The 24,781-nt window shown below is 71.7% G+C and carries 23 protein-coding genes; 1 reads left to right on the plus strand and 22 read right to left on the minus strand.

Going from position 1 to position 24,781, the window contains the following annotated elements:
* Window positions 1–12: 12 nt before the first annotated feature.
* The 12 genes from BT341_RS04565 to BT341_RS04620 form a co-directional block, all read right to left on the minus strand.
* Window positions 13–1,359: a cellulose binding domain-containing protein gene (locus BT341_RS04565; RefSeq protein ID WP_072475064.1), complete on the minus strand. Its 1,347-nt coding sequence runs from the start codon at window positions 1,357–1,359 to the stop codon at window positions 13–15.
* Window positions 1,356–2,987, minus strand: a complete 1,632-nt coding sequence (locus BT341_RS04570) for a glycosyl hydrolase family 18 protein (protein ID WP_072475065.1) — start codon at window positions 2,985–2,987, stop codon at window positions 1,356–1,358. Before BT341_RS04570 ends, BT341_RS04565 begins: the two co-directional genes overlap by 4 nt.
* Window positions 2,988–3,181: 194 nt before the next feature.
* Window positions 3,182–4,186, minus strand: a complete 1,005-nt coding sequence (locus BT341_RS04575; protein WP_072475066.1) for a MerR family transcriptional regulator — start codon at window positions 4,184–4,186, stop codon at window positions 3,182–3,184.
* Window positions 4,180–4,824, minus strand: a complete 645-nt coding sequence (locus tag BT341_RS04580) for a HEAT repeat domain-containing protein (protein WP_072475067.1) — start codon at window positions 4,822–4,824, stop codon at window positions 4,180–4,182. The genes BT341_RS04575 and BT341_RS04580 overlap by 7 nt, the downstream gene beginning before the upstream one ends.
* Before the next feature lie 279 nt (window positions 4,825–5,103).
* Window positions 5,104–5,298 carry a hypothetical protein gene (locus tag BT341_RS04585; protein WP_072475068.1) on the minus strand — a complete coding sequence of 65 codons (195 nt, stop codon included), beginning with the start codon at window positions 5,296–5,298 and terminating at the stop codon, window positions 5,104–5,106.
* Window positions 5,299–5,307: 9 nt separating this feature from the next.
* Window positions 5,308–5,670: a hypothetical protein gene (locus BT341_RS04590; RefSeq protein ID WP_072475069.1), complete on the minus strand. Its 363-nt coding sequence runs from the start codon at window positions 5,668–5,670 to the stop codon at window positions 5,308–5,310.
* A gap of 634 nt (window positions 5,671–6,304) precedes the next feature.
* Window positions 6,305–6,517, minus strand: coding sequence for a hypothetical protein (locus tag BT341_RS04595; RefSeq protein WP_072475070.1), 213 nt, complete (start codon window positions 6,515–6,517; stop codon window positions 6,305–6,307).
* Window positions 6,518–7,233: 716 nt separating this feature from the next.
* A complete protein-coding gene (locus BT341_RS04600; protein ID WP_084742756.1) occupies window positions 7,234–7,809 on the minus strand; it encodes a DUF1643 domain-containing protein in 576 nt (191 codons plus the stop codon).
* The gene (locus tag BT341_RS04605) at window positions 7,809–8,078 is read right to left on the minus strand and encodes a hypothetical protein (RefSeq protein ID WP_072475071.1); all 270 of its coding nucleotides are present in this window, start codon (window positions 8,076–8,078) and stop codon (window positions 7,809–7,811) included. The genes BT341_RS04600 and BT341_RS04605 overlap by 1 nt, the downstream gene beginning before the upstream one ends.
* Window positions 8,075–9,514 carry a sigma-70 RNA polymerase sigma factor region 4 domain-containing protein gene (locus BT341_RS04610; RefSeq protein ID WP_072475072.1) on the minus strand — a complete coding sequence of 480 codons (1,440 nt, stop codon included), beginning with the start codon at window positions 9,512–9,514 and terminating at the stop codon, window positions 8,075–8,077. The genes BT341_RS04605 and BT341_RS04610 overlap by 4 nt, the downstream gene beginning before the upstream one ends.
* Before the next feature lie 87 nt (window positions 9,515–9,601).
* Window positions 9,602–11,356 carry a DNA cytosine methyltransferase gene (locus BT341_RS04615; RefSeq protein ID WP_072475073.1) on the minus strand — a complete coding sequence of 585 codons (1,755 nt, stop codon included), beginning with the start codon at window positions 11,354–11,356 and terminating at the stop codon, window positions 9,602–9,604.
* Between the two features lie 97 nt (window positions 11,357–11,453).
* Window positions 11,454–11,672: a hypothetical protein gene (locus BT341_RS04620; RefSeq protein WP_072475074.1), complete on the minus strand. Its 219-nt coding sequence runs from the start codon at window positions 11,670–11,672 to the stop codon at window positions 11,454–11,456.
* Between the two features lie 396 nt (window positions 11,673–12,068).
* Between BT341_RS04620 and BT341_RS04625 the strand changes: the two genes are divergently transcribed.
* A complete protein-coding gene (locus BT341_RS04625) occupies window positions 12,069–12,485 on the plus strand; it encodes a hypothetical protein (protein WP_143168480.1) in 417 nt (138 codons plus the stop codon).
* A gap of 8 nt (window positions 12,486–12,493) precedes the next feature.
* Here BT341_RS04625 and mobF read toward each other — a convergent pair whose 3' ends face one another.
* The 10 genes from mobF to BT341_RS04675 form a co-directional block, all read right to left on the minus strand.
* Window positions 12,494–16,957, minus strand: coding sequence for a MobF family relaxase (gene mobF, locus BT341_RS04630; protein WP_072475076.1), 4,464 nt, complete (start codon window positions 16,955–16,957; stop codon window positions 12,494–12,496).
* Between the two features lie 220 nt (window positions 16,958–17,177).
* Entirely contained in the window at window positions 17,178–18,086 is a 909-nt protein-coding gene (locus BT341_RS04635; protein WP_072475077.1) for a hypothetical protein, read from the minus strand.
* Complete coding sequence (locus BT341_RS04640) at window positions 18,083–18,454, minus strand: hypothetical protein (protein WP_072475078.1); 372 nt, start codon at window positions 18,452–18,454, stop codon at window positions 18,083–18,085. Before BT341_RS04640 ends, BT341_RS04635 begins: the two co-directional genes overlap by 4 nt.
* Entirely contained in the window at window positions 18,451–20,781 is a 2,331-nt protein-coding gene (locus BT341_RS04645; RefSeq protein WP_072475079.1) for a hypothetical protein, read from the minus strand. The genes BT341_RS04640 and BT341_RS04645 overlap by 4 nt, the downstream gene beginning before the upstream one ends.
* Entirely contained in the window at window positions 20,778–22,622 is a 1,845-nt protein-coding gene (locus tag BT341_RS04650) for a hypothetical protein (RefSeq protein ID WP_072475080.1), read from the minus strand. The genes BT341_RS04645 and BT341_RS04650 overlap by 4 nt, the downstream gene beginning before the upstream one ends.
* Window positions 22,619–23,398: a hypothetical protein gene (locus BT341_RS04655; RefSeq protein ID WP_072475081.1), complete on the minus strand. Its 780-nt coding sequence runs from the start codon at window positions 23,396–23,398 to the stop codon at window positions 22,619–22,621. The genes BT341_RS04650 and BT341_RS04655 overlap by 4 nt, the downstream gene beginning before the upstream one ends.
* 2 nt (window positions 23,399–23,400) lie before the next feature.
* Complete coding sequence (locus BT341_RS04660) at window positions 23,401–23,637, minus strand: hypothetical protein (RefSeq protein WP_072475082.1); 237 nt, start codon at window positions 23,635–23,637, stop codon at window positions 23,401–23,403.
* Window positions 23,634–24,011: an SsgA family sporulation/cell division regulator gene (locus BT341_RS04665; RefSeq protein WP_072475083.1), complete on the minus strand. Its 378-nt coding sequence runs from the start codon at window positions 24,009–24,011 to the stop codon at window positions 23,634–23,636. The genes BT341_RS04660 and BT341_RS04665 overlap by 4 nt, the downstream gene beginning before the upstream one ends.
* On the minus strand, window positions 24,008–24,301 hold the full coding sequence (locus BT341_RS04670; RefSeq protein ID WP_072475084.1) for a hypothetical protein: 294 nt from the start codon (window positions 24,299–24,301) through the stop codon (window positions 24,008–24,010). Before BT341_RS04670 ends, BT341_RS04665 begins: the two co-directional genes overlap by 4 nt.
* On the minus strand, window positions 24,298–24,777 hold the full coding sequence (locus BT341_RS04675) for a hypothetical protein (protein ID WP_218177719.1): 480 nt from the start codon (window positions 24,775–24,777) through the stop codon (window positions 24,298–24,300). The genes BT341_RS04670 and BT341_RS04675 overlap by 4 nt, the downstream gene beginning before the upstream one ends.
* Window positions 24,778–24,781: the final 4 nt, after the last annotated feature.

A 24,781-nucleotide genomic window follows, 5' to 3' on the forward strand; every position in this document is an offset into this window, starting at 1 on the left:
CTCACGACAGCGTCAGAAACCCGCCGTGACCTTCGTGAAGTCCCAGTCGTTCTGGGCGATTCCGCTGCACGCCGACTGCACTCCGCCGCCCGGGCAGCCGCGGTCGCGGTTGACCGACCAGAACGCCAGCCGGGCGATCTTGTTCGACTTGGCCCAGTTCGTGATCTGGGTCCACGTCGAGACGTCCGTCAGCTCCTGCTGGTCGGACAGGCCGTTCATGCCCGAAATACCCAGGTGCGCGTACGCCGTGGCGTCGCTCCAGCCGAACGTCGACTTCAGCTTGTCGCGCAGCCCGTTCGCCGCGCTCACCGTGCTGTTGTACATGTTCGCGCCGCCGCCGAAGTCGAACGGCATGATCGTGTACACGTCCACCCCGGCGCCCAGCGCCTTCGACTGGTCGATGAGCCGGTTGCCGTAGTAGTTCGGGCCGGTCGTCGACGTGCCGAACGTCAGGATCGTCTGCACGCCCGGGTTGTTCTGCTTGACGATCTTCAGCGCGTTCAGGATCCGGTCCTGCACGGCCTCGTTCTCGAACTCGTCGGAGTTCTCGATGTCGATGTCGATCGCCTTGAGCCCGTACGCGTTGATCACCTGCTGGTACGCCCCGGCCAGCGCGGCCGGGGTCGAGCAGTTCGGGCCGAGCTTGGTACCGCTCCAGCCGCCGAACGACGGGACCACCTGGCCGCCCGCCGCCTTGATCTGCGCGATCGCGTTCGCGTCCGCGCTGCCCGTCAGCGGACGGCTGCTGTCCCACGCCGGGTTGCAGCCGCCCGAGGCGTTGACGAACGCCATCGTGAACCACTTGATCCCGGTCGCGTTCATCACCGTCTGCGGGTTCGGCGGGCTGCCCCAGCCCATGTACAGGTACGGCGCGCCGCGGCCACCCGGTGGTGGCAGCGGCGTGGTCGGTGGGGTCGTCGTCGTAGGCGGCGTAGTGGACGTCGGCGGTGTGCCCCCGGCGTCGCAGGAACCCCCGTTCAGCTTGCAGTTCGACGGCGCCGCGTACGAACCCGAGTACGTCACGTTGAAACCGAAACTCGCCGAAGAACCGTTGGCGACGTTGCCGTTCCACGTGTTCTTCACCGTGACGTGCTGGCCGGACGCCGTGTAGCTGCCGTCCCACAGCGACGAGATCTTCGCGCCGGAGGGCAGGTCGAACTCGACGGTCCAGGACGGGAGCGCCGAGCCCGAGCCGTTGGCGATCGTGTACTTGCCCTCGTACCCGGTGCCCCAGTCGGAGCCCTTGGTGAACGTCGCCGAGACGCCGCCCGCCGCGTTCGCCGGCGCGATCACGACCATGGCACCGATCGTCGCGGCCGCGGCCGCCAGCCCGAATGCGGGCAACCACCGGCGCCTCATGACAGGCCGTTCTTCATCGCGGTGATGAGCTCACCGTTGGTGGTGTCGCCGGTCAGCTCCCAGAAGAAGGCGCCGCCGAGACCCTGCTGCTTGGCGTAGGACATCTTCCCGCCGATGGTGGCCGGGGTGTCGTAGCTCCACCAGTTGCTGCCGCACTTCGCGTACGCGGTGCCGGCGATCGTGCCGGTCGACGGGCAGGTGTTCTTCAGGACCTTGTAGTCCTCGATGCCCGCCTCGTACGTGCCCGGCGCGGCGCCGGTCGCCGAGCCGCCCGGCGCGTCCTGCGTGACTCCGGTCCAGCCGCGGCCGTAGAAGCCGATGCCGAGCAACAGCTTGCTCGACGGGACGCCCTTGCTCTTGAGCTTCTGGATCGCCGCGTCGGAGTAGAAGCCGGCGGTCGGGATGCCGGAGTAGGACGTCAGCGGGGAGTGCGGAGCCGTCGGGCCCTGCGCCGCCCAGGCGCCGAAGTAGTCGTAGGTCATGACGTTGAACCAGTCGACGTACGGCGCCGCACCGGCGTAGTCGGCGACGTCGAGCTTGCCGCCGTTGCTGCCGTCCGCCGAGATGGCCGACGTGATGAGGAACGACGAACCGAACTTCGCCCGCAGCGCGGACAGCAGGTTCTTGTAGGCCGCGGCACCGCTGGTGTCACAGGAAAGGCCGCACGCGTTGGGGTACTCCCAGTCGATGTCGATGCCGTCCCAGATGTCCGCCCAGCGCGGGTCCTTCAGCAGGTTGTAGCAGGACTGCGCGAACGCGGCGGCGTTCTGCGACGCCTGGCCGAAGCCGCCCGAGTAGGTCCAGCCGCCGAACGACCAGATCACCTTGAGCCCGGGGTGCAGCTTCTTCAGCTTGCGCAGCTGGTTGAAGTTGCCGGCCACCGGCTGGTCCCACGTGTCGGCGACGCCGTCGACGCTGCCCGCCGCGTCGTAGGTCTTCTGGTAGTCGGCGTACGGGTCGTCGTTCGCCGAGCACTGGCCGTTCTTGACGTTGCCGAACGCGTAGTTGATGTGGGTCAGCTTGCTCGCCGAGCCCGACGTCTCGACGTTCTTGACGTGGTAGTTGCGGCCGTAGACGCCCCACTGCACGAAGTAGCCGACGTTCTTCAGGCCACCCTGCTGCGGCGGCGTCGTGGTGGTCGGCGGGGTCGTGGGCGTGGTCGGGGTGGTGGGGTTGGTGGTCGGCTGCGTCGGGGTCGTCGGCGTGGTGGTCGGGGTGCCGCCGCCGGCGTCGCACGAACCGCCGTTCAGCTTGCAGTTCGACGGCGCCGCGTAGGTGCCGGAGTAGGCGACGTTGAAGCCGAAGCTGGCGCTGCTTCCGTTGCCGACGTTGCCGTTCCAGGTGTTCTTGACGGTGACGTGCTGGCCGGACGCGGTGTAGCTGCCGTCCCAGAGGGACGCGATCTTCGCGCCGGACGGGAGGTCGAACTCGACCGTCCACGCGGCCAGCGTCGAGCCGGAACCGTTGGCGATCGTGTACTTGCCTTCGTAGCCGGTGCCCCAGTCGGAGCCCTTCGTGAAGCTGGCACTGACGCCACCGGCGGCATGGGCCGGCACGGTGGCGAGGCCGACCGCGAGCGCGCCGACCGCGGTGAACAAGCCGAGGAGGTGCCATCTCTTTCTGGACATCGCTCTCCCTTGAGCCAGGTACGGGACGGCGGACACCGGAGGGGGACCAGGACGGTGTTTTGCGCCGTTTGCGAAGACGGTACGTGGTCCAGACCAATTAGGGAAGAACAACTACGGACCGTACCGGAGGGAGGCTGACTGGCCAAGGCGACACCGCCTGACTGGTCTAGTCCAGTTACGTTGAGCAGCCGGCGTCAGCGCGCTTCCACGACTTCCGCCAGAGCCGACGCGATGAGGGCGACCGCCCGGTCTTCGTCGCGGGCCAGCTGCCGCAGCGGCTCCCCGGCGACCGTGCCCGGCAGCTCGGCGAGGGCCTGGGCCAGCCGGATCCGCACCGCGGCGTCCGCGGGATGCGCGGCGAGCTCACCGGCCAGCGCGTCCAGGACGCGGTCGGCGCAGCCTGCGGCCGAAGACAGCGTCGCGAGCACTTCGGACGCCTCGACGTCGCTCGTGCCCTCGACCACCATGCCGACGAGCGCCGGGACCGCGGCGGTCGCGCCACGCCGGCCCGACGCCAGCGCCGCGTGCCGTCGCACGTCCGGGTCCGCGTCGGCGAGTGCGGCCGTGAGGACGCCGGTCGCCTCGTCGCCGGGCAGCTCGGCGACCGCCAGCACCGCCCGCCGCCGTACCGCGACGTCGTCGGACCGCAGGCCGGCCGCCACGCTCGCCAGGCCGTCACCGCCCGCCCGCGCGAGCGCCCACCGCAGGGCGCCGGCGACGTTCGGGTTCGCTTCGGCGAGGACCGCCCTGGCCAGCAGTTCGGTGGGCAGCGGCACGTCCTCGGCCGGCGCGAGGATCGCCTGCTGCCGCCGGGACGGACTGGCCGAGTCCAGCCCGCGCAGGAGCTCGACGACGCGCAGGACGCCGTCCCAGCCGTAGGGCGCCGACGCGTCGATCGTCCGGAGCCGCTCGAGCAGCTCCTGTTCCCGCTTCAGCCGGTCTTCGGTCCGCCGGATGAGGTCACCGACCAAAGTGGACGGTGTGAAGACGGGATCCGCGAGCGCGCGCCCGATCTGCCGCAGCGACATGCCCAGCGACCGCAGGCCCTCCACGTGGAAGATCCGGCGGATGTCGGCTTCGGAGTACTCGCGGTAGCCGCCGACGGTCCGGCCGGTGGGCCGCACCAGCCCGAGGGAGTCGTAATGCCGGAGCATCCGCGTGCTCACCCCGGACCGGCGGGCCACCTCCCCGATCAGCACGCGCGTTCCGGCCCGAGCGCGACGATCCGCTGCGCCTCGTCGAACGCGGCGTCCGGGTCGCGGAGCAGCCGTTCCGTCGCCCGGGCGTGCGCCTGCACCGCCGGGTCGCGACTGGCCAGCGCGGTCCGCAGGGCCGGTTCGACGACGTCCCCGAGCGCGACGAGCGCCCGGCTGAGGCTCAGCCGCACACTCCGGTCCCCGCGGCCGAGCTGCTCGGCGAGGTCGGCGGCGAGCCGTTCCCGCTCCCCGGCGGGCACGAGGACGACAGCGGCACGCCACGCACTTCGGGCGACTTCGTCGTCGGGGTCGTGCAGCAGCGACCGCGTGATCGCGGGCCACGCGGCGGCATCACCGATTTTGGACAGCGTGTGCAGCGCCTGGCTCCGAGCCTGCGCGCGCCCGGATCGCAGTTCGGCGAGCAGCTTCGGAACGGTGACGTCGGCCGGAAGGCGGGTCAGGGCCCAGGTGAGCATGTCCCGGACGAAGAAGTCCGGCTCGACGGCGCACCGGGCCACGAGCACGTCGGCGGTGCCGGGATCGGCTTGCGACCCGACGGCCAAGGCCGCCTGCAGCCGGACCGACGAGCTGGGCGCGCTCAGGGCGTCGAGTGCGGTCTGGGTCGAGTTCACGGTGACCACCTCCTCCCCGCAGTGAAGACCTTGTCACAGTGTCAAGGTCAAGCAAGCCGGCGGGAAAAAGAAGAAGACCCCCTCTCGCGAGGGGGTCTTCTTGCTGTCTCAACCAGACGTGCGCCCGAAGGGATTCGAACCCCTGACCTTCTGATCCGTAGTTCTAGCGTTGACCTGCGGATAGTCGGTGACCTTGGCATTGCTGTGCGCGAGTTGCAGCGGACTGGGCATGATCGGCACCACTGAGCAGCAGTTCGTGGACCGGCATGTGGACCACGATCGCCGCCGCTACTCCGTCGCCACCTCGACCCAGGCTGGGCGATCGCGAAGCGTGCTCGCGGTGAGGACGCGAGCTTCCTCGAACTCGCCGGGACGGCGTTCGTAGATCACGGTCATGTCCGGCAGGACGTGCCAGCGGTCGACGGCGTTGGGCTGGCCAGTAGCGACGTAGGTTGTCGCGCCAGTGAGGTCGGGCTTGTCCATGGGTGTGGTTCACCTGCGACGGTAGCGGGTCGGCTTCGGTTCGAGCTTCATCTCCTGAAGCAGCCGCAGCGCCGCCTCACGGCCCGGGACGTGCTCGGCGCTGCTGGCGCAGGCGCGGATCAGCTCGGCGAGCGCCATGCCGGCGGTGCGGTGGCCGATCAGCTCGAACCAACGGGCCATCTCCGCCGCGTACATGCCGTGGAAGGTCACGAGCGGCGGGCCGTCGAGGTCGCGGATCACGATCTCGTCGCCGGTGGCGTCGAGTCGGCAGAACGGCAGCCTCGAGCCGACGGCGTGTACCTCGTCGGCGTGTTTGCGCATCCGTTTGGCTTCTTCGGCGCGTTCCAACTGCCGCTCGTACTTGGTGACCATGGCGTGCTCCTCATGCGAGGCATCGGGCAGGTACTTCCCCTACCTGCCCGATGCCAAGCCGAATATAGAACACATGTTCGATTGCGACAAGATGACTCTGACCACAGGCGGCGACAGCTCGGGGCCAAGCGAGGCGAGCAGCCCCAGAGAGCCTCATAGCAGGAGCTGAGTGCGCCATAGAGGACCGTTGCCGCGACCCCCGCACCCCCCAGAAGGCCCTGCATGCCCGGAAGCCGCCGTGGCCGCCTTCTGCCCGTGCCGTGCGGGCGCACCAGTGCGCCACCGAAGACAAGAGGCAACCCGGACAAGTCTGCGATAGGCATTGATTTGACCTCGCTGGTCGATGTACCGTGCCGCGCCTCGCGACGAAGTCAGGCCGTTTATCTTCCCGTGACCCTACGCACAGTAGATCAACCACACGCCCTCTGACCTGCTACGATGCCACTCGTCGGGGTGTTAATTCCTGGGAATTTGGCGGGATTCACTTCAGATTGACAGAAATATGTGCTGTCATAGCGGCCGTCCCTAGCGCATCCAACTTGGTAACGCTCGAGACGCAAGCAGCGACTGAAGCCTCGTACGGCGACGACCTGGCAGGCCGACCCGGATGAGAAGGATCCGGGCCGGCCTGAGATCAGCTGAAGAGCCTGATCACCGCGTCCACCGCCTGTACGACGGCGACCACGACCTGCGCGAAGGTGATAACACGCCGGGCCTTACCGGCCCGGCGTTCCTCGCCCCGGGGCGTCTCGAAGTCCTGGGCCGACATCGACCACCGAGACACATCGGCCCCGTGGGTCGGCTCCGGCTTGGGAGCATCGTCCCCTTCATCGTGCTGGTCGAACATGAGAGGATCTCACCTTTCCCGGACAGCGCCTTCGACCATCCGCGCGGTACAGCCGAGCTGCCCGCCAGGGGGTAGAGATCTCCCGTAGTTCGAACTTCCACAAAGGAGAACCTCGGGCAACCGGACCCGAGATCGGTTCCGACTGACGAGAAGCGACGGTACGTAACGAGAGCCGTGATCGGAAATTATTCGCATAGTGACCTACGTCACAGTAACGGCACACAACTCGCTTCGATACTACCGTTTACGCAGGTCAGGCCACCGTTATCTGGCCGTTTCCTAGCCGAGATAGAACACGAGTCGTGAGGCATGCGTCACGTGCTTTGCGCAGTGGGCGGACCATTAGTGGAGCCCTTCCTGCGAACGGTGGGGCACCATATGACTTTCAATTGGGGCCCGCCAGTCTTGACACAGCTGTTACGCATCCTGTAATGAAGTCGACGGCTGTTGGCAGTGGGCGCCGCAGTCCTGGCACACCCGCGACTTGCCCCGCGCCGGCGCGGGGCGTCCAGCTGAGCCGCGCTGGCCGGGCTCGGCGGCCACGCGCGCACGTCGAACAGCGCGAAGGTCTCCCAGCGGCCTCGCCAGTCCGTCGCGTCCACAAACACGTCCGATGTGCGGCCGTCGCAGCTGCGGGGAAACTCCAGCTCGGCCAACGCGGTCTTCGTCAGCAGATGCGCCGGCACTTGCCACCAGCCCCACGTATGTCTCGGTTATCAGCTCTCCCCCGGGGTTTGGTTCTCTTCGTAGCTGGTCAGCGTGGTGGTCGCGGGCAGGTACAGCGGGTGCCGCGGTTGGCCGCCCTTGGTCAGGCCCAGGCAGGCCAGGCCCGGCCGGTACTGCCGGGTCGCGGACCTGCGGAGCATCTGCGTCACCGTCGGGGCCCGGCGGGCCGCCGCGGGGTGGGCGCCCCACGCGGCGACGCACCGGTCCGCCTGCCGCGCGGTCGCGGCGAGGAACGCGTCGGTGGCGGGTCCGACCGGGTCCGGGTGGGTTTCCAGGGCGGCCGGGTCGGTGGCGCGCAGCGCGAACAGGTTGACCACCGCGAGGCTTCCGAATCCCCAGCTGCGGGCGAAGCGCGTCACGCGGCGCATCGTCGGGTCGTCGGCCGTCGCGTCGGCGGTCGACGGGTTCAGCATCACGAACATCACCAGCGGGCCCGGCGCCCACGCGCGGGTCAGCAGGTACCGATAGGTGCCGGTCGTGTCGAGCACCGCGAACGCGCTCTCGAACAGGTTCCCCGACTCCTGCACCTCGTGCTCGGCGGTCAAGGCGGGCGGCAGCGACAGCATCACCGGATCTCCTTCCGGTTCGCCGGCGGCAGCCGGCGTGCCTGGTCGGTCCGCTCGGCCTCGGCCCGCACCGGGCCGGACGGCGCCGGCGCGGTGACGATGAGGTAGACCCGCCCCTGGGCCGGGACGTCCGCGGTGGGCGGCAGGTACTTGGCGCCGCGGCGGCGGTTGGGGTAGAAGTCGCTGGCGTCCTCGATCGTCAGCACCGTCGCCAGCCGGGCGATCGTGGCGGTGATCTCGTGCTCGGTGCCTTCCAGGCGGATCCTCATAGGACGTACTCCTCGCTGGTCGAGCGGTCACGGGTGTTCGTGCGGGCGCGGGCTCGGGCGCGTTCGAGCTGGCGTTGCAGGCTCGCGGGTTTCACGCCGAGCTGGTGGGCGATCTCGGCGTGGTCGAGGCCGCGCTGGCGCAGTACGCGGTAGTCGGCGATGGTGTCGTCCAGGGACCGGGTGGTGCGCTCGTAGTCGGCGAGATCCCCGTGCCGCAAGACGTAGCTGTGGCATCCGGTGCACAGCCCGCGGCCGCAGTGCCGCACCATGCCCGGCGGGACGACCGTGTCGCGCTGGCCGGCCAACGGCCGGCGGCACCGCCTGCAGGGCCCGCCCGGCGCGCTCACCGCTCGTCCTCGATACGGGAGGCCAGGAACGCAGCCGGGTCGTTGGCCCGGGCGACGAACGCGCGGTCGCTGGCGCTGACGGCGTCCAGCACCTGCCGCGGGGTTTCGCCGCTGTGCTCGCAGCGACGCAGCACCTTGTACTTCAGCGCGCCGTAGGCGTCGGAGGTCGCGATCGCGTGCAAGTCCGTGCCGAACACCACGCCGAGGGGCGTCGGCGAACTGCTGCTCCAGCGTGCCCGCCACCGCGTCGGCGTCCGCGGCGGGTACCGCCGCCGGTCGCGGCGAGTCCGCCGCGACGTCCGCGTCTTCCGCGGTGGCCTGGGCGAGGGCCGGGATCGGCTTCGACACCGGTGTCCCGCTCGCCTGGCTGTCGGCGGGGTCGGTGTCGCCGGCGCCGTGTTCCTCGTCGAGTTCTTCGGACAGGTCCGCCAGGGCGGCGAAGCGCACCCGCTGCAGGGTGGTGGCCACGGATTCCAAGGCGAACATCAGGTCGACCGCTTCGTCGCGGCGGAGGCTGCCCAGGTGACGGCTGGTGAACGTGTCGCCGATCGCTTCCAGCACCGCGGCCGCAAGGGCGGCAGCCTCCGGGCGGCCCAGCCGGACGGGGTTGCCGTCGCGGCTCGGCTTGTAGTTCGTGTCGATCTCGACCAGGTGTCGGACTTCGTCGTCGTCCGCATAGCGGTAGTCGGCCTCGGCGACCTCGCCGCTGAACGTCGTGTCGTAGCCCTCAACCACCTCGACGCGCACGCAGTTGGGCCACTGCTCCAGGTCGTCGGGATCCGGGGTCCAGCCCTCGAAACTGGCCGTGAACGGCCGGCGGGGCGTGTGCGGTTCGGCCTGCTGCGCGACCGCGGCGGCGAGGCCCGCTTGCTCGCCGGTGCCGACCGGCGGCTCGTGGCGTGAGGTGAGCAGGACGGTCAGGCAGCCGCAGTCGTCGACGTTGTCGTGGTGGTAGCCGATGCAGCGGTCGTCTGAGCAGCCACAGGCGTCGCCGTGCCACTCGTCGGTGCCGAAGTGCCGCTGCGCCCACTCGGTCGGGGCGACGCCGAAGCTACGCAGCTGCTCGCGGGCGGTCGTATTGAGTTCCATGTCTTATGTCCTTTGTGGTCGGTGGTTGAGCAGCGGGAATGGATGGCCCGGGCGGGGCCGGCGTGCGGTCCCGCCCGGGAAGTGGGGTCAGGCGATGGCTTCGGCGGTGTGCAGGACGGCGCGCAGCCGGGTGCCGATCCAGGTGCCGACCGACGGCGAGACGGCGTTGCCGAAACCGTCGACCTGGTCGCGGGCCGAGCCCCAGACGACGAAGTCGCCGCGGTGGTCGGGGAAATCGACGTCGAAGCCGCAGCCCCGGCCGATCTCGTGGGCGGCGAGCATGCGGAAGTAGCAGTCCTCGAGCGCGATCTCGGCCAGCACGGCCCGCCACTCGGCGGCCAGGACGCCGGTGGTGTCGCGAGCGGTGAGCGTGCCGAGCGGGTCGGTCAGCGGGTGCGGCGCGGTCGCGTTGCCGCTGCCGCCGTTCTGCTTGAACCAACCGGAGAACAGCAGCGCCTGGCTGGCCGACGTGGACACGAGAGTGCCGAGCGGGTCGCTGACCGGGTGGGCTCGGTACCTGGCCTGGTCGATGGATCCGTTGTTGTTGATCGTCCCGGCGGCGGTCAGCAGGCCCGGGATCTGGTCGGACGTCACGGTCGGCATCGCTTCGGCGTGCACGGTCGGGACCGTGTTGCGCCGGAACGGCACCACGCCGGCGGACAGCATGCCGAGGGTTTCCGAACCACCCTGGGTCGGCAGCGGATCACCGGCGCTGCGCGGGCCGCCCTGGTAGTTGGCGACCGCGAGCATGACCGCCTTCTCGTGGGTCGAGGTCACGGTGTCCACCGAGCGGCTGAGGCGCTGTCCGTCGCCGTTGTGCGGGTGCACGGCCTTCGCCGGAATGAGCACCGCGGGGAACTCCGCGAACCGGCGGCGGCACCGCTCCGCGCGCTCCATCGTCGCCTTGGCGAGCGGGCCGACGGAGCCGTCGCGCTGCTTTTTGATCGGCTTGTCGCCGATGCGGGTGCCGAGGTTGCTCAGGTCGAGCGCGGCCAGCGACGGCGTCATCGGCGGGACGACCGGGCGACGGCAGGACGGGCAGGTGTAGTGGTACTGCTTGCCGTAGCGGACCGACCCGGTCGGCGGCACTCCCGTCTTCCACGACCACACGGCCTCGACGGTGCGGTTGCAGCGCGGACACCACGCCGCGGGCCGGTGGTCGAGGTCGGGCGTCGGGAGCTTCCTGTCCCAGAACGCGATGTAGAGGCGGTCCCGCGACTGCGGCACGCCGAAGAACATCGAGTTCAGGTAGAGCACGCGATGTCGGTAGCCGAGCATCCTGAACCGCTCGATCCACCAGTAGTACGTCGTGCCGTCGCCGACCTTCGGCCGGCCGGGCAGCGCCGGACCCCACGAGGTCAGCTCGGTGGTGCACTCGACGAGGATCAGCAGCGGGTGGTGCTGGGCGGCGTAGTGCAGCACGCAGTTGGCGGTCGCGCGGTCGCGCTCAGAGCGCGTCACGCGGGCGTCGAAGTCCGGGTCGTTGAGGTCGAACAGCGACAGGCCCTGCTCGTAGGCTTTCTGGGTGTTGGCCTGGGAGTGGTTGACGCAGGACACTCCCGCGCACAGCAGGTCCGCGGCAGGCAGGTCCCGAGCTGAGTGGTAGTCGGACGCGTCCGGGTCGACCAGGTCGGCGATCCAGTGCTCGGCCTCGGGGTGGTTGGCCTCGTGGACCTCAACCTTGTAGGCGTTGTGGTTGGCGGCCATGATCGTGGTGAACCCGGCCTTCTCGATCCCCCGGGTCAGGCCACCGAAACCCGAGAACAGGTCGACCGCGACCAGGTCGTCATGGCGGAACCGGCGACGGCGGGCGGCCGGGCGGTGCGTGGCGGTCCGGCTCATCGCTTGCCCTCCTTGGCGGCGGCTTCGCGGCGGGCGCGGTCGATCGCTTCCTGTTCGGCTTGCACGCGGCTGTGCCACGCGCCGGAGTCGTTGCTGCTCACGCCCCGCTCCCCTCGGGCTCGCACGCGAACAGCTGCTCCTGGCCGTCGACCTCGCCCCAGCCGGCGAGCTTCGCCGCGGCGCCGGCGGTCCCGGCCGGGCGCTTGCCGCGCTGCCTGGCGGCCGTGGTCTGGGCCTTCACGGCCCGGAACTGCTCGATCGTCATCCCGCACGCCTCGGCGGCGATCTGCTCGCGGGTCTTCTTCGCCTGGACCATCGGGTTTCTCCCTGGGGTGTCGGTGCCGGTAGCCGGGTCGCGAAGCCGGTGGACCTGGTGTGGTGGCCGGTTTTTCTTCGCTGCCCGTAGGGCGGGCGACGGCTTCACCCGTCGCTCTTCTCGGCGCCGTGCGCGGCCCCGGAGGCTCGCGATCAAGGGAAAAGGCAGAAAAGTTTTGGAGCCACGCGCTTTTTGTGGGTCCAAAAGTTTTCTGACCCCTTGATCGTGAGGTGGGGCCGTGCTAAGCCGGGCTGCGAAGCGGCAAAAACACCGTCCGCGCTTGCGCGGACCTTGTTCCGCCCGCAGAGGGCGGTGTCAGTGGCGGTGACCTGACCTGGGCGGGTTGGCCCGTTCGGGCTGCAGCTTTTGTCGGTCCCCCGTGTCACCATCGGGGGCATGGAGCTGACCGGACGCGACTTCGACCGCATTCCCCGCGGAAATGTGCGTGTGCCGGTGGTCGAGTTCGCGCGTTTGTGGCTCGCCGCCGAACAGGCCCTCGACCGCGAGCCGACGAACTGGACTTTCTTCGGCGTCGCGCAGACGTGTCGTTGGCTGGCCGGTGCCACCGTCCGCCGGGTCGGCCAGGCGCCGCGGCTCGCCGACGCGCCCATCACCCGCCGCTTCGGCGTGGCGCACGACGAGACCATCGAGGCGGAGTTCCTGGCCGCGGAGAAGCTGCTGTGGCGCCGGCCGGTGCCGGCGTGGCTGGCCGAGCGGCCCGGTTGGCTGCCGGCGATCGTGGCCACCCTGGCGTGGGCGCGCGGCCGCAGCGGGACCCCGCCGATCGACGTTCCCGCCCACGTCCAGGGCTGACCACCGGTTCATCGCGAGGACACCGCGCCGTCGTCGTCGGCCAGCTCGGCCGCGGCGGCGGCGTCGCTGATGTTGCGACGGTGCAGCTCCGCGGCCTGCGCTTCCTCCGCGGCGTGGCGTTCCTCGACTACCTGCCGGGCGGCGATCTCGCGCAGCGCCCGCTGCGCCCGCTCGATCGACTCGGCCGTCTCGTCCGCCGAGGCCACCCGGACCTCGTCGGACTCGGTCACCGGGGCTTCCGCGTCGGCGACGTCGCGGACGTCGGCCACCGCGGTCTCGGCCACCCCCGCCTCCGCGGCCGCGTCCTCGTCGTCGTTGACGGCGGCGAGGTCGCCGGCGCGCTCGTCGACCACGTCGGCCAGGTCGTGCTCGGCGGTGACCTCCCGGTGCGCGTCCTCGGCGGCCATGTGCTCGTTGTGGGCGTCGAGCCATTCCCCGGCCGTCACCGTCGGCGCCGGCTCGGTGTCGAGGTTGCGGGCGGCGATCTCGGCGCGGGCACGGTCGGCGGCGGCGCGGGTTTCGGCGGTGTGGGCGTACCACAACGCCCGCGCCTCGTCCGCGCTCTCCAGCTCGGCCGCCCGGTGGGCGAGCACCTCGGCCAGCGCCTCGGCCTCGGCGGCCTCCTGCAGCAGCCGGTCCCGCTCCGCCTCGTCGGCGGCGGCGTCGGCTTCGGCGCGGCGCATCGCCGCGTCCCGTCGCCGGGCGTCGAGAGCCTGGTGGATGCCGGCGAGTTCGTTCGCGACGAACTTCGGACCCCACGTCTTCTCCCGCTCCCACGCCCGCATCCGGACCAGCAGCTGCCCGTCGGACATCTCCAACTCGTCGCGCCCGGACTCCGGGCGCCCCAGCGCGCGCCAGGCCGAGCGCCACGACGCGTACGCCTCGACCTGCCCGGCCTTCGGCGCCGGGCCCAACGCGGCGGCCGGGTCGTCGTGCCCAGTCAGCTCCCGGTGCGCCGCGACCGTCCCCGCCTTCGCGACCCACGCGTCCCGCTCGTCGGCTCGCTCCGGGACCGGGCCGAACGCTTCGATCGCCCACTGCGGCGGCTCCGCCGCCAGCTGGGCGCCCAGCTCGTTGCGGCGGGCGTCGGCGGTCTCGGCCAGCGACCGCAGATAGGCCGCCCACTGCGGGTCCTCGACCTGGGGCAGCGAGTCGGCGTAGGAGTCGCCGACCGGGTCGAGGCTGACCGCGCCGGTGATCCGGTGGTGGATCACGTTGGTCAGCTGCCGCGCTCCGGACAGGCTGCGCGCGGTGACCGCGTCGTCGAGGACCTGGCGTGGGTCGTGCCCGGCCAGCTCGGCCCGCCGCAGCAGGCGGGCCAGCGTCGGGCCGCCGTCCTCGGCGGCGATCCGGGCCCGCTGGTTCTCGCTCAGCTTCCCCTGCTCCACCAGCTCGTCCAGCCACCGCGCCGTCCGGCCCGCGGTGGCCAGCTCGGTCGCGTCCGCGAGCAGTTCGGCCGGGGTGCGGATCGCCGCGGTCTCGGCGGCCGCCTCGACCGCCTCCGCCAGCGCGGAACGCTGCGGCCCGGTCCCCTCGAACGCCCCGGCCAACACCGCGGCCGGGCTCCGGTGCACCGCCTCCAGTGTCGCGCCGTCAGGGGCGTCGGCGGGGACGGCGACGGTGGTGACGTGTGCGGTGTTGCCGCGCCGGCCGCGGGTCAGCCCCACATAGAGGGCTTCCTGTCCGGTCGACTCGGTCACCACGGCGTGGCTGGTGTCCACCGTGAGCCCCTGGGCACTGTGGACGGTGGAGGCGTAGCCGAGCGCGACGTGCTCGGCCACGTAGCTGCCGGGCAGGGTGATCCGCTCCCCCAGCACCTCGCCGACGCCGTCCTCGCGACCCAGGACGCGGGCGACGACCAGTCCGCCGTCCTCGCGGGTGTCCAGGACGCGGTACTGCTTGCGGTTGATCGGCACCTCCCGGTTGCCCTCGACTCCGGCCAGGTCCCAGCCGTTGCGGCGGGCCTGGATCAGGTCGCCGGCGCCGGCGTAGGTGCCCTGCTTGCCCAGCGGCACCCCGGTCTCGGCCACCCGGCCGAGCCGGACCAGCTCGTTGCGCAGCTCCGCGCACAGCTGCGCGGCCTGCTCGTTGGTGTCCACGATCAGGATCGAGTGCTTCCCCGCGAGCGTGTCCGCCAGCCACGCGCGCCCGGCGGCGGCTTCGGCCTGCTCGCGGGTGCCGGCGTCCACGATCCGGCCGTGCTTGTGGTAGTCGGCGAGCACAGTCTCGTCGCCGTCGCGCAGCCGCAGCGACGCGCCGCGTTCCCACTCGGCGGCGAACCGGCGGACCTCGGTCAGCTCGTAGGTCGCGCCGGCATCGGCGACCAGTTCCATGCCGCCCCCGGCGCCGACCGCGGCGAGCTGCCGGTGGTCTCCGGTCAGCAGGAGTTTCGCCCCGGCCTGCTGGACGTGGTGGTGGATCTTGGCCAGGTCGGCGGTGTTGGCCATCGCCGACTCGTCCACCACCACCAAGTCGCCGGGGTTGAGCCGCCACGCCTCGTGTTCCGGGTGCGTCGAGCCCTCGGCGAGCTTGGCCTGAGCGTTCAGCCACCGCGCGATGTTCCGCGCGGTCAGGCCCTCGCCGGCGAGGACGTCGGTGGCAACCTGGCTGGAGGCCAGCCCGACCACCTTGCGGGCCTGGCCGCCCCAGAGGGCGGGGTCCTGCCACGCCTTCGCCAGTGCGCCGACCACAAAGGACTTCCCTGTCCCCGCCGGGCCGACCAGCGACTCCACCGCCGCACCCGAGGACAGCACGCCGCGCACCGCGGCGGCCTGGTCCGCGCCCAGCTCCACCCCGTTCTCGGCCAAGGCGGCCACGAACTCCTCGGCCATGGTGCCGTCCAGGGCCGGAGCCCCGCGACGGGCGGTCGCCGTCGCGAGCGCGCGTTCGGTGTGCACGTGCTCCGGTGTCGCGTACAGCTGCCCGGCCGGGGCGTCGTAGGCGGACTGGCCGTTGGCCAGCTTCAACGCCTCCGGCAGCACCGCCGTGCCGGGGCGGTCGGTCGCCAGCGGCGTCGCCAGCTTCAACCCCTCGGCGGTGAGGGTGTCCAGCAGCCGCGCCACCTGCGCCCCGTCAAGATCGCCGAGCTGATCCGGCAACGCATCGGAGATCGCGCGCGTCAGGTCCGGTGCCGTCCACCCGGCCTTTGTGGACTGCACGTCCGCGAGCGCGGTCTTGAGCACCTCCTCCGGCGAAAACGGCGTAGCCGCGCGCGGCTCGTGGGCGAGGTTCAGCACGTCGCGGGCGACGCCGGCGAGCCCGCCGGCGACCTCCGCGCGCAGCTCGCGGTCCCAGCGCTCCAACCGGGCCTCGACGGTCTCCCCGTCGTGGGACTTCGCCTTGCGGGTGGCGAAGGTGGCCTGCCGCTGCAGCCGGTCCAGTTCCAGCGAGGTCGGCTCCCGGTTGAACCGGGCCTCGAACTGCTCGACCAGCTTCGCCGTCTTGCGGGTGATCGCGCGGCGCCGCGAGCTGAACAGGTCCATCACCGGCTGCGCGATCCCCACGACCTCCCGCGAGCGGCCGTCCGGGCGGGTGGCGAACCGCACCCCCAGCGCACGGGCCAGGTGCTCCTCGGTGGTGCGCTCCCCCACCGCGGCGGCCGCGCCGCGGAACTTGTGGAGCCCGCGGGAATCCAGTGTCCGCCACTGCCCGTCGGCGCCCTGGACGCGGTTGAGGATCGCGTTGTGGATGTGCAGCTGCGGGTCGTGGTTGCGCGAGTCGTGCTGGAAGAACGACGCCACGACCAGGTCGTGGGCGTCGATGAACCGGCCCGCAGCGCCGCCGTGATGCCCCACCCGCGAGTAGCCGGCGTGCTCGGCCAGGTAGTCCAGCGCCGCCCGGTTCCCGGCCCAGATCGCGTCCTCCACCGCGTCGCGGTGCGCCCGCCACGACTCCGCCGCCGCGGCGGCGTCGTCGCGCTGGCGGGCCAGCTCGGCCAGTTCGGCCGGGCTGGCGCCCGCTGCCGTCGCGGCGGCGAGCGCGTCCGAGATCCGTCCAGCCGTCCGCTGTGCGTTCACCTGCTGGGCTTCGAACGCCGCGTGCAACACGGTGACGGACTTCTGGACGCTGAACGTGGCGTCCAAAAAGGCCACGTTCTTCCGCGCCCGCTTTCCCGCCTCCAGTCGAAGCTCGGCGCGGCGTTCAGCCGTCGCGCCCGGCTCGGCGTCCAACGCGGCGGCGTACAACTCGTCCTCCGTTGGATACTTCCGCCCGGTGTGCCCGAGAGTGGACGCCTCGCCCCACCGCGCCGGATCCTTGAACGCCGGGTCCCGCGGGTCGACGAAACACTCGTAGACCGCAGTCATGTCCTGCTCGTCGACCAGCCCCGTCAGGCCCAGTTTCTCGGCGCCGCCGCCGTACCAGCGGCCCGGCGGCTCCCCCGCCGCGACCGCGCCCGTGTAGTAGTTCTCCCGGCCCTTCGCGACCTCCTCGGTCAGGTACTTCACCGAGTAGCCCGTGGAAATCGACAGCATCCGAACCCCCTTTCAAGATCAACTCGCGGGCTTTGAAGATCAACAACGGCAGTCGCGTTCCCGCGCGCCGGCACCGGCGCAGCGGCCCATCGGATCGTGATGCCTAGGTGTGCATCTCTTCTTGGACTTGGTGAGTTGTTGCTGGGTGAGTGGCTGATGGTGGTCTGGGACTGCTGTGGTGGCTGACTGAGTGGTTCTGCTGTGGTGCTGCTGGTGTGGATCATGAGTGGGTGTTGCTGGTGGGAAGTTCGGTGATGAGCTGTAGGGGTGCGGGCTGTTCGCGGAGTTCCTGCAGGGCTGTTCCGGCGGTGCCGCGGGAGACTTCGGCGAGCTGCATCAGCTGATCGACGGTCGGGAGGTCGCCGTGCTGGGCCTGCCACCGACGGGCCGCCGCGCGCGCCCGGTCCCGCTTCGGCGACGGCGGCGGGCTGGCTGGACGCTCCGGCTTCGCCTCGGCCGCGCCGCGCTCCGCCGCGGCCGGCGGCTGGACGGATTCCGGCTCACGCGTTGTACGTTCAGCCCGCTCGACCGCGCTGGACGCGTCCAACGGGTCCAGCTGTACAGCGCCCGACTGAACGGACCCGGACTGGACACCCGTGGACTGAACGGCCGCCCCGGCGGCCTCGTCGGTGGACGCGTCGGCGCGCTCGGCGACCGCCGGCACCCGCTCCCCCGTCGCCGCCGACCCGGCGGCCGCCGTGACCAGTCCGCCCTCGGCGGCGAGCATGAACAACAGGTGCGCCACGATCGCCGCCGCCACCGCCGGCCACGCCCCCACGCCGAACCGCATCGCCGCGGGCAACCCCGCCGCCGAACTGGCCTCGGACACGCCACCGGCCAGATACACCGCCTGCGCCAAGCCCGACAGCCCAGCCGCGAGGATCACCACCGCCCACGCGTAGCAACGGCCACGCCTGGGCAACCGACCCGTCGACGCGTACGCCACGATCGCCAGCCCGTCGGTGATCACCGGGTAAATCCACGCGATCAACGCCGGCACCTTCGCCGCCAGCACCACCTCGAACAACCCGTGGGCCGTGGCCGCCGCCGCGCCCAACGCCACCACCAGACCCGGCGCCAGCGTCGCCAACGTCGCCCACCCCGACGACCTCGTCCGCTCGCCGCTCATGCCATCCCCCACTCGTCGGCCTCGCCGTCGTCGTCCGTGGCCACGCGGGCGCGCCGCGGGTAGTGCAGGTTGAGGCCGTCCTCGCCGACGTCCAGGCTGTCCACGCGCATCGCCTCGGCCGCGGCCCGCGCACGCCTCCGCTCGGTCTGCCGTGCCAGCACGGCGCCCTCGGCGTAGATCTCCAGGGCGATGTTCGCGACCGCGGTGTTCCCCGCGGTCAGCCGGTGCGCGGCCCCCTCGTTCAGCCCCAAGGCGATTGCCTGGTCGAACCGGTCGAACGCGTCGTAGATCAGCCGCCGCTGCGCGGCGTTCCTCATCAGCCGCCGCTGCTCGGCCACCACCGTCTCGCGCTGCTGCGCCGTGCTCATGCCTGCACCCAGCCTTCGCTCTGCACGACGGCCTGCTCGGCCATCGCGTCCTCGGCGTTCCACCGCGCGCACCGCTCGCCCCGGGCGGTGTCCTCGTCCTCGCGCCCCGCGCGCTGCACCGCCGACTCGGCGGCCGTGACCGCCTGCCCGCACTCGGCCACCTGCGCACCCAGCGGCGCTTCCTCGCCCAGAACCTCGTCGATCCGGCCCAGCACCTCGTCGGCGCGCGCAGGCATCGCGACGTCGCCGCGGCCGGCGTCGAGGCGACCGGGCCGCCGCGGGCCGCTCGGGCCCGGGTCGGTCAGGTTCCGCGCGATCCAGCTGTCCGGCTCGGGCCGGCGTTCCGGCACCTCGCCGCCCGTGCTCGCGTCGGCGTCGAGCTGCGCGAGCCGCCGGCGGGCGGCGGGGACCTGGTAGTTCCAGAACGTGTCGCTGCTGTCGTGTTCCTGCTCGTTGCAGGTGCCGCATTGGCTGACGTCGATGTGGCAGCCGCGCATGTGCCGGTCCAGGGCTTCCGCGTTGCGCAGGACCTCGCGCGCGTCGTCGGCGGTGTAGGACTCGACCCACCCCTCCAGCAGAGCGGCTTCCTCCGCGCGGTACTCGGCCGCATCCCGATCCATGTCCGCGTCGACCAGCCGGGACAGCTGCTCCGGGGTCACCCCGACCCGGGCCAGGTCCTCGTCGGTGAACGCGCCGTCACCGAGGCTGTCCACGGCGGCACGCACCCGCTCCAGTTCGTCGTACTCGGCCATGTCCCCCGGCCCAGCGGCGTGTTCGTGTTCGGCGTCCAGTTGCGCCTGCTCTTCCGCGCCGACACGCTCGGCCTGTTCGCGGGTGACCCGGTTGAAGTCGTCCCGGGTGATCCCGGCCTGCTCCAGGTCGGCGTCGGTGACCACGCCGGCGGGCAGCGAGTTCACCGCGGCCTGCACCCGGGCCGGGTCCGTCTCCAACCCCGTCGCGTCGTACACCGGCGCTGCGGCCTCGACGTCCGCGGCGCCGCGCGCGGACAGGTTGCGGTCGATCCAGCTGCCCGGCTCCGGCACGCGCTCCGGCACCTCGGGCCCGGGCGCGTCCTCGACGGTGTCGTAGTCGGCCGGATCCCAGCCCGCGGCGTTGCCGGTCACGGTGAACACCTCGCCCGTGCGGCGATCGCGGACCACGTCACCCAGCTGGAAGGTGTCGATCGCCCCGGAGGCGGCCTGCGGGGCCGGGTACTCGGCGAGCGCGGCCGCGATCTGCTGCGCGGTTTCGGCGCTCACGCGCGGGGTGTACCGGTCGGCAGTGCCGGTCACCGCGGCACTGCGCGCCGCCTCGTTGCCCATGCCATCGTCGACGTGGCGGCGGTACTCGGCGATGGTGTCGGCGGCCAGGCCGGTCTCGTCCTGGCTCGCGTCGACCGCGCGCGCGGCGGCCTCGTCGTGGCTCCAGCCCTCACCGATCAGCTGCACGAATCGGCCCAGCGCGTCGTCGGCGATGTCGTAATTGCGCAACGCATCCTCGGCCGGCATCAGCTCGGCCGGGTTGATCACCACCACCTCGACGTCCTCGCCAGCCGCCGCCGGCCGGGCGTGCTCGTCGTTGCTGTTCACTGCAGCTCCCATCCCTCGCTCGTGCTGGTCCTGTGCGTGGAGATCACCGGCCGAGCTGTCGGCGGCGGCCGCGAGACCGCGTTCGGTGATGACGTGGCGCGCGAGATCGCGGACGTCGTTGGGGTCTTCCATGTCGCCGCGGCGCACCAGGCCCCACAGGTGGCCCGCGTCGCAGTCGCGCACCGACAAGCGGTCAATGGAGGCGGCGCTGCCGTCGCTCCAGGCGAGCCGCACCTCGTCCTCGGGGCGGGCGCCGTGGGCGTCCACCAACATGCCGTCCGGCCGCCGCACCAGGTAGTGCAACTCGTCCCCGTCGAATTCCAGCTGCACCAGCGGCCAGCCGGTCTCCTCGTGCAAGGCCAAGGCAAGCCCGTGGCAGTAGCCGTAGTCGAATACGTCCTCGACCGACTCGAACCCCTCCGGGACGACCGGGCGAGCATCGGCCGCGCCGCTCGCGGTCGACGCTTCCCACCGTTCTTCCGCATCATGCGACGGATGCGGAACGGCCTGGTCAACCGACCAGAGGATGGCCGAGAGCCTGTCCATTCCGGCGTCGAGGTTCTTCCTGTACACCGCGACCGCGCGTTCGGCGAGTGCCGCGTCCTCGACCCCGGCGACGGCTTCCGCGCCCGCGGTCGCGTGGTCGATTCCCTTGCGGTGCAACATCTTGTAGCGCTGGATCACGTCCAAAGCGATGTTCCGGTCGTCCAGCCAGTTGAGATTCCTCGGGGTGGTCACTGCTGTTCCCACCCTTCGGTGTCGTTGTCGACTGCCTCGGCGGCCTGGTCCTCGGTGTTCCAGCGGGCGCACCGCTCGGCGCGTTCGCTGTCCTCATCGGCGGTGCCCCTGCAGGTGGCTGCGGCGGCTTCGGCCGCGGCGACCTCGGCGCCGCTCTCGGCCACTCGTTGCCCCAGCGAGGCCACGTCGTGCTGGTGGTCGATCCCTTCCGCGTCCGCGGTGACCGGGCTGCTGTCGGAGGCGGTGCCGAGTGAGTCCGGCTGGGTGGTGCTGCGCTGCGGGGTGAAGAGTTCGGCGGTGTCCAGCGCGGTCAGCGCGATGGCGGTGTCGTGGTCGAAACCGTCGTCGCAGCGGGCGATGAAGGTGTCCAGCGCTGCGGTGACCATGTCGCGGTCGTCGGGGCGGCAGGCGTCGAGAACCCAGGTTCGGGCCGTCTCGAGCTTCTCGCCGTGCCCGCAGTGCCGCGCGAACTGCGCGAGAGCCGTCTCGACGGCGTCGTAGTTGCCGTCGAACAGCTGCAGCTCGTGGTTCTCATCAAGCGGGTCCGCGGCGTCCGGTTCGTGCCCCTTGTCGGTGGCTTGGACTGCCTCGTCTTCGCTGGCGTCGCGCGGTGGCTCCAGCTGGTGCTGCAGCTCGCGGACCACTGTGTCCGCGGCGTGCAGAACGTTGAAGTCGTTGGCCGCGCGGACCTGGGCGGCGTGTTCGGCGGTGTCGGCGGCAGCCAGCAACCCGGCGGTGTCAGCATCCAGGCCGTGGCGGGTCAGCCACTCGAACCGGCGTACCGCCTCGCCTTCCAGCCCACTCGGCTCGGCGGGGACCGTGCCCGGGGTGTGGGCGGCCAGTGCCGCCTCGGCGGCCACGTGGGCGTCGTCGAATCCGAGCATGTCCTGGTGGTCCGGAATGGTCCCGCGGTAGCGGGCGCCGTAGCGGACGGTGGCGACCGCGGCCGCCCATGCGTCCGCCTCGGCGATGTCTTCGGGGGCACCGTTGCGGACGCGGGCGACGAACCCGCCGATCGCGTGCAGTGCCACCGGATCCCCGCCCGCCGCGGTCGCCGTGGCGGTGTCGGTGTCCACGCCGGCGTTGCGCAGGGACAGGAACTGCCCGATCGCCGCGTCAGCGACCGTGCCGGCCACCGCCGCGTCCCGGGCCGTCGTGAGGTCCGCTTCGGAGCGTTCGACGTCGTCGGCGAACTGCGCGACCGCGCCGTACACCCCGGGGCCGTCGCCGGCCAGCTCCAGCGCGTCCAGGTGCTCGACGCCCTCGGCCCGCGCAGCCAGGTAGGCGTCGATCCCGGCCTGCACCTGCGGCGCGACGATGCTGTGCCGGGCACCGGTCTCCCGGACTCCGGCCAGCTCGACCCCGTCCGGGATCACCGTGCCGTCGTCGAAGGCGACCATTACCGGCGCCGCGAGCGGGCCCTCGCCGTAGCCGTCGCCGCGCCACCCCACGATCGCCTCGCGGAAGTCGGCCAGCGCGGTGTCTTCACCACGGCCGGCGGCGACCTGGTCGGCCAGCACGCCGACGGCGTCGAACACCGCTTGGGCCTGCTCCCCGGCTCCGGCCTGCTGGCGCATCACCACCGCGGCCGCGGCCTGCGCCGCGACCTCGGCCGCCGCCTCGGGCGAGATGCCGTGCCCGGTCAGCCGGAGGAACAACCCGACCGCCGTCGACCCGACCGGCGGGGCCTGGCTCACCAGCTCCCGGATCTCCCGCTCGGTGAGGCCGTCTTCGGTGCGCCACCTCTCGTACTGCGCCAGCGTCCGGTCCGCGCAGCGTTCCAGGTCGGCGTAGTGGTGGGCGCGTTCGTACAGCGCCCGCGTCACCAGGTCCTCGGTCATCGCCGACCACCCCCGCTGCGGCGGCGGGCGGCCTCGGCCGCGCGGGCGTCCGCGACAACCTCGGCGTCCGGCTCGGGCGCCGTGCTGGTGCGGGCGGTGCCCCACCACGCGGCGATCGGGGCCAGTGCGGCACCGGAGGGCACCTGCGGGCCCGGGCGGTGTCGTTCGCCGCCGTCCTGGTGGTTCTCCAGCGAGCAGTTCGCGGTCGCGGCCTTGATCCGCTTCACCACACCCGGGCGGTAACGGTCGTGCCAGTCCGCGGCCCGCGCCACGGTCGCGTCGGCGTCCACATAGGCCGTCAGCCACGACCGCATCAGCCACACCAGTTCCTCAACCACGTCCGGGTGCCAGCACCAGCACTCCGGCAGCACGGCGTCGGAGTAGCGCAGGAACACCCGCACCAGCCAGACCGACAGGTCCGACAGCACTTCCTGGGCCAGCTCGGCCGGATCACGATCGACCTCCTGCCCGTCGGGCAGGTCCAGCCACGACAGCGGCCGGGTCCGGCCGCCCTCGTCATCCGGGTTCACCTGCTCCGCCAGGGTTTTCACGACCTTGGCCAGCCGCTTGACCTGCTCGGGCAGCGGCGCGACCTCATCGCGCAGCTGCTGCACCTGCTTCGGCAGCGGCGTCACCGCCTCCATCGCCGCCCGCAACCCCTCCACTTCGCGGGCCAGGCCGGCGACCGCCGTGCTGCTCGCGCAGCCGGGATGCGGCTGCCCGGCCCCGGCGCCGTTGGCGGCCGGGTTCGTCGGCGTTCCGTTGCTGTCGCTCATGATCAGGCCACCTCCACCAGGTCGTAGCGGGCGTGCAGTTCGGTCCAGCTGGCGTGATGCCGGCCGTCGGCGGTCTGGTAGGTCCCGTCCGGCCTGGGCTCCCAGCGGCGCATCAGGTCATCGCGCACCGGCGGGTGATCGGCCGGTTCCCGGGTCGGCGCGGCGAGCCCGGCGACCAGCCACACCCGCGGCCGGCCATCCGTGCCCGCGTCCTCCGTCGGGTTCGTTTCCGGGTTCACGGCGCCACCCCCGGGAAATCGGTGGTGTCCGACCAGTCCAGGAACTGCGACTCCTCACCGGGGCGGACCATCCGATGCGTGGCCGTCATCAACGCCTCGACGTCGTCGCGGCGGAACACCGCCCATCCGGCGCCGTCCGGCGTGGACAGGCCGAGCACGATCAGGTCGCCGCGCGCGACCATCTGCACGTCGACCGCTCCGGCGCGGCCGGCGGTCAACACATCGGCCAGCAGATCCCGGCCGATCACCCACTCCTCCGGGCACACCTCCGCAGGGAAGCGCAGCGTGACCGCGTACGGGTCGGTGGCCTCATAGCGAACGGACACCACGGCCTGTCCGTGGCTGAGCAGGGCGGGAAGCTCCATCCAGATCATCGCGACCGCCCCCGCTCCGGCCCCGTCGTGTCGGTCAAGCGGCGGCCGGACTCGGCCACCACCCACGCCACGAATTCCAGCCGTAGCCCCGCGGCGACCTGGCTGGCCAGGTAGTCGGTGATCTGCCGCGCGGTCTGCCCGTGCAGGGCACGCCACACGATGATCTCCACCAGGGCGGCCACCAGCTCGAACCGCTCACCGGTCTCGACCTGCGCGACCTCACGCGACAGCTCGGTGATCACCGTCGTGATCCGGGCGGTGTTGATCGGACCGAAAGGCATCGTGGTCACGGGATCACCGCCAGGGCCACCGCGGCGATGCCGAGCGCGAGCCCGTGCAGCGCCTGATCGGCCAGGTACATGCCGTTGAGGCCGTTGTCGGCCTGCCGCGCGAACCGGCCTTGCCGCAGCCGATTCAGCAGCCAGCGCACCGGCCACCGGCGGTCCAGGAAGGCGTGCGTGCCCGCCGACCACACCAGCGCGGCCAGGACTCCACGCGTCGACCACGGCAGCGGCAGAGCCAGCCAGGCGGCAAACCCGAGCAGCATCAGCACGGCGTGGTACTGCGCGACGTGCGCGAGGTTCGCCGCCCAGCCACGACGCGGGCTCGCTCCCGCGGCAACCTCCGCCGCGGTCGGCGCGCCCTTGCGTGCGGCCTGCCGGTCGGTCTGGCCGCCCACGTGGTCGGCCAAGGTGTGGCCGACCGACAACACCACCCACGACGCGGCGAACGTCACCAGCGTCATCAGCTCCGGCATGGTGATCATCCCG

It is taken from the genome of Amycolatopsis australiensis, from assembly GCF_900119165.1.
Taxonomy (GTDB): Bacteria; Actinomycetota; Actinomycetes; order Mycobacteriales; family Pseudonocardiaceae; genus Amycolatopsis; species Amycolatopsis australiensis.

Excerpts from the sequence above, each read along its gene's own strand:
- BT341_RS04585 (WP_072475068.1), bottom strand. The coding sequence starts at position 5,298 with ATGGACAAGCCCGACCTCACTGGCGCGACAACCTACGTCGCTACTGGC.
- BT341_RS04620 (WP_072475074.1), bottom strand. The coding sequence starts at position 11,672 with ATGGTCCAGGCGAAGAAGACCCGCGAGCAGATCGCCGCCGAGGCGTGC.
- BT341_RS04570 (WP_072475065.1), bottom strand. The coding sequence starts at position 2,987 with ATGTCCAGAAAGAGATGGCACCTCCTCGGCTTGTTCACCGCGGTCGGC.
- BT341_RS04615 (WP_072475073.1), bottom strand. The coding sequence starts at position 11,356 with ATGAGCCGGACCGCCACGCACCGCCCGGCCGCCCGCCGTCGCCGGTTC.
- BT341_RS04605 (WP_072475071.1), bottom strand. The coding sequence starts at position 8,078 with ATGAGGATCCGCCTGGAAGGCACCGAGCACGAGATCACCGCCACGATC.
- BT341_RS04650 (WP_072475080.1), bottom strand. The coding sequence starts at position 22,622 with ATGACCGAGGACCTGGTGACGCGGGCGCTGTACGAACGCGCCCACCAC.
- BT341_RS04635 (WP_072475077.1), bottom strand. The coding sequence starts at position 18,086 with ATGAGCGGCGAGCGGACGAGGTCGTCGGGGTGGGCGACGTTGGCGACG.
- BT341_RS04655 (WP_072475081.1), bottom strand. The coding sequence starts at position 23,398 with ATGAGCGACAGCAACGGAACGCCGACGAACCCGGCCGCCAACGGCGCC.
- BT341_RS04665 (WP_072475083.1), bottom strand. The coding sequence starts at position 24,011 with ATGATCTGGATGGAGCTTCCCGCCCTGCTCAGCCACGGACAGGCCGTG.
- BT341_RS04640 (WP_072475078.1), bottom strand. The coding sequence starts at position 18,454 with ATGAGCACGGCGCAGCAGCGCGAGACGGTGGTGGCCGAGCAGCGGCGG.
- BT341_RS04565 (WP_072475064.1), bottom strand. The coding sequence starts at position 1,359 with ATGAGGCGCCGGTGGTTGCCCGCATTCGGGCTGGCGGCCGCGGCCGCG.
- BT341_RS04610 (WP_072475072.1), bottom strand. The coding sequence starts at position 9,514 with ATGGAACTCAATACGACCGCCCGCGAGCAGCTGCGTAGCTTCGGCGTC.
- BT341_RS04595 (WP_072475070.1), bottom strand. The coding sequence starts at position 6,517 with ATGTTCGACCAGCACGATGAAGGGGACGATGCTCCCAAGCCGGAGCCG.
- BT341_RS04625 (WP_143168480.1), top strand. The coding sequence starts at position 12,069 with ATGGAGCTGACCGGACGCGACTTCGACCGCATTCCCCGCGGAAATGTG.
- BT341_RS04590 (WP_072475069.1), bottom strand. The coding sequence starts at position 5,670 with ATGGTCACCAAGTACGAGCGGCAGTTGGAACGCGCCGAAGAAGCCAAA.
- mobF (WP_072475076.1), bottom strand. The coding sequence starts at position 16,957 with ATGCTGTCGATTTCCACGGGCTACTCGGTGAAGTACCTGACCGAGGAG.
- BT341_RS04600 (WP_084742756.1), bottom strand. The coding sequence starts at position 7,809 with ATGCTGTCGCTGCCGCCCGCCTTGACCGCCGAGCACGAGGTGCAGGAG.
- BT341_RS04675 (WP_218177719.1), bottom strand. The coding sequence starts at position 24,777 with ATGATCACCATGCCGGAGCTGATGACGCTGGTGACGTTCGCCGCGTCG.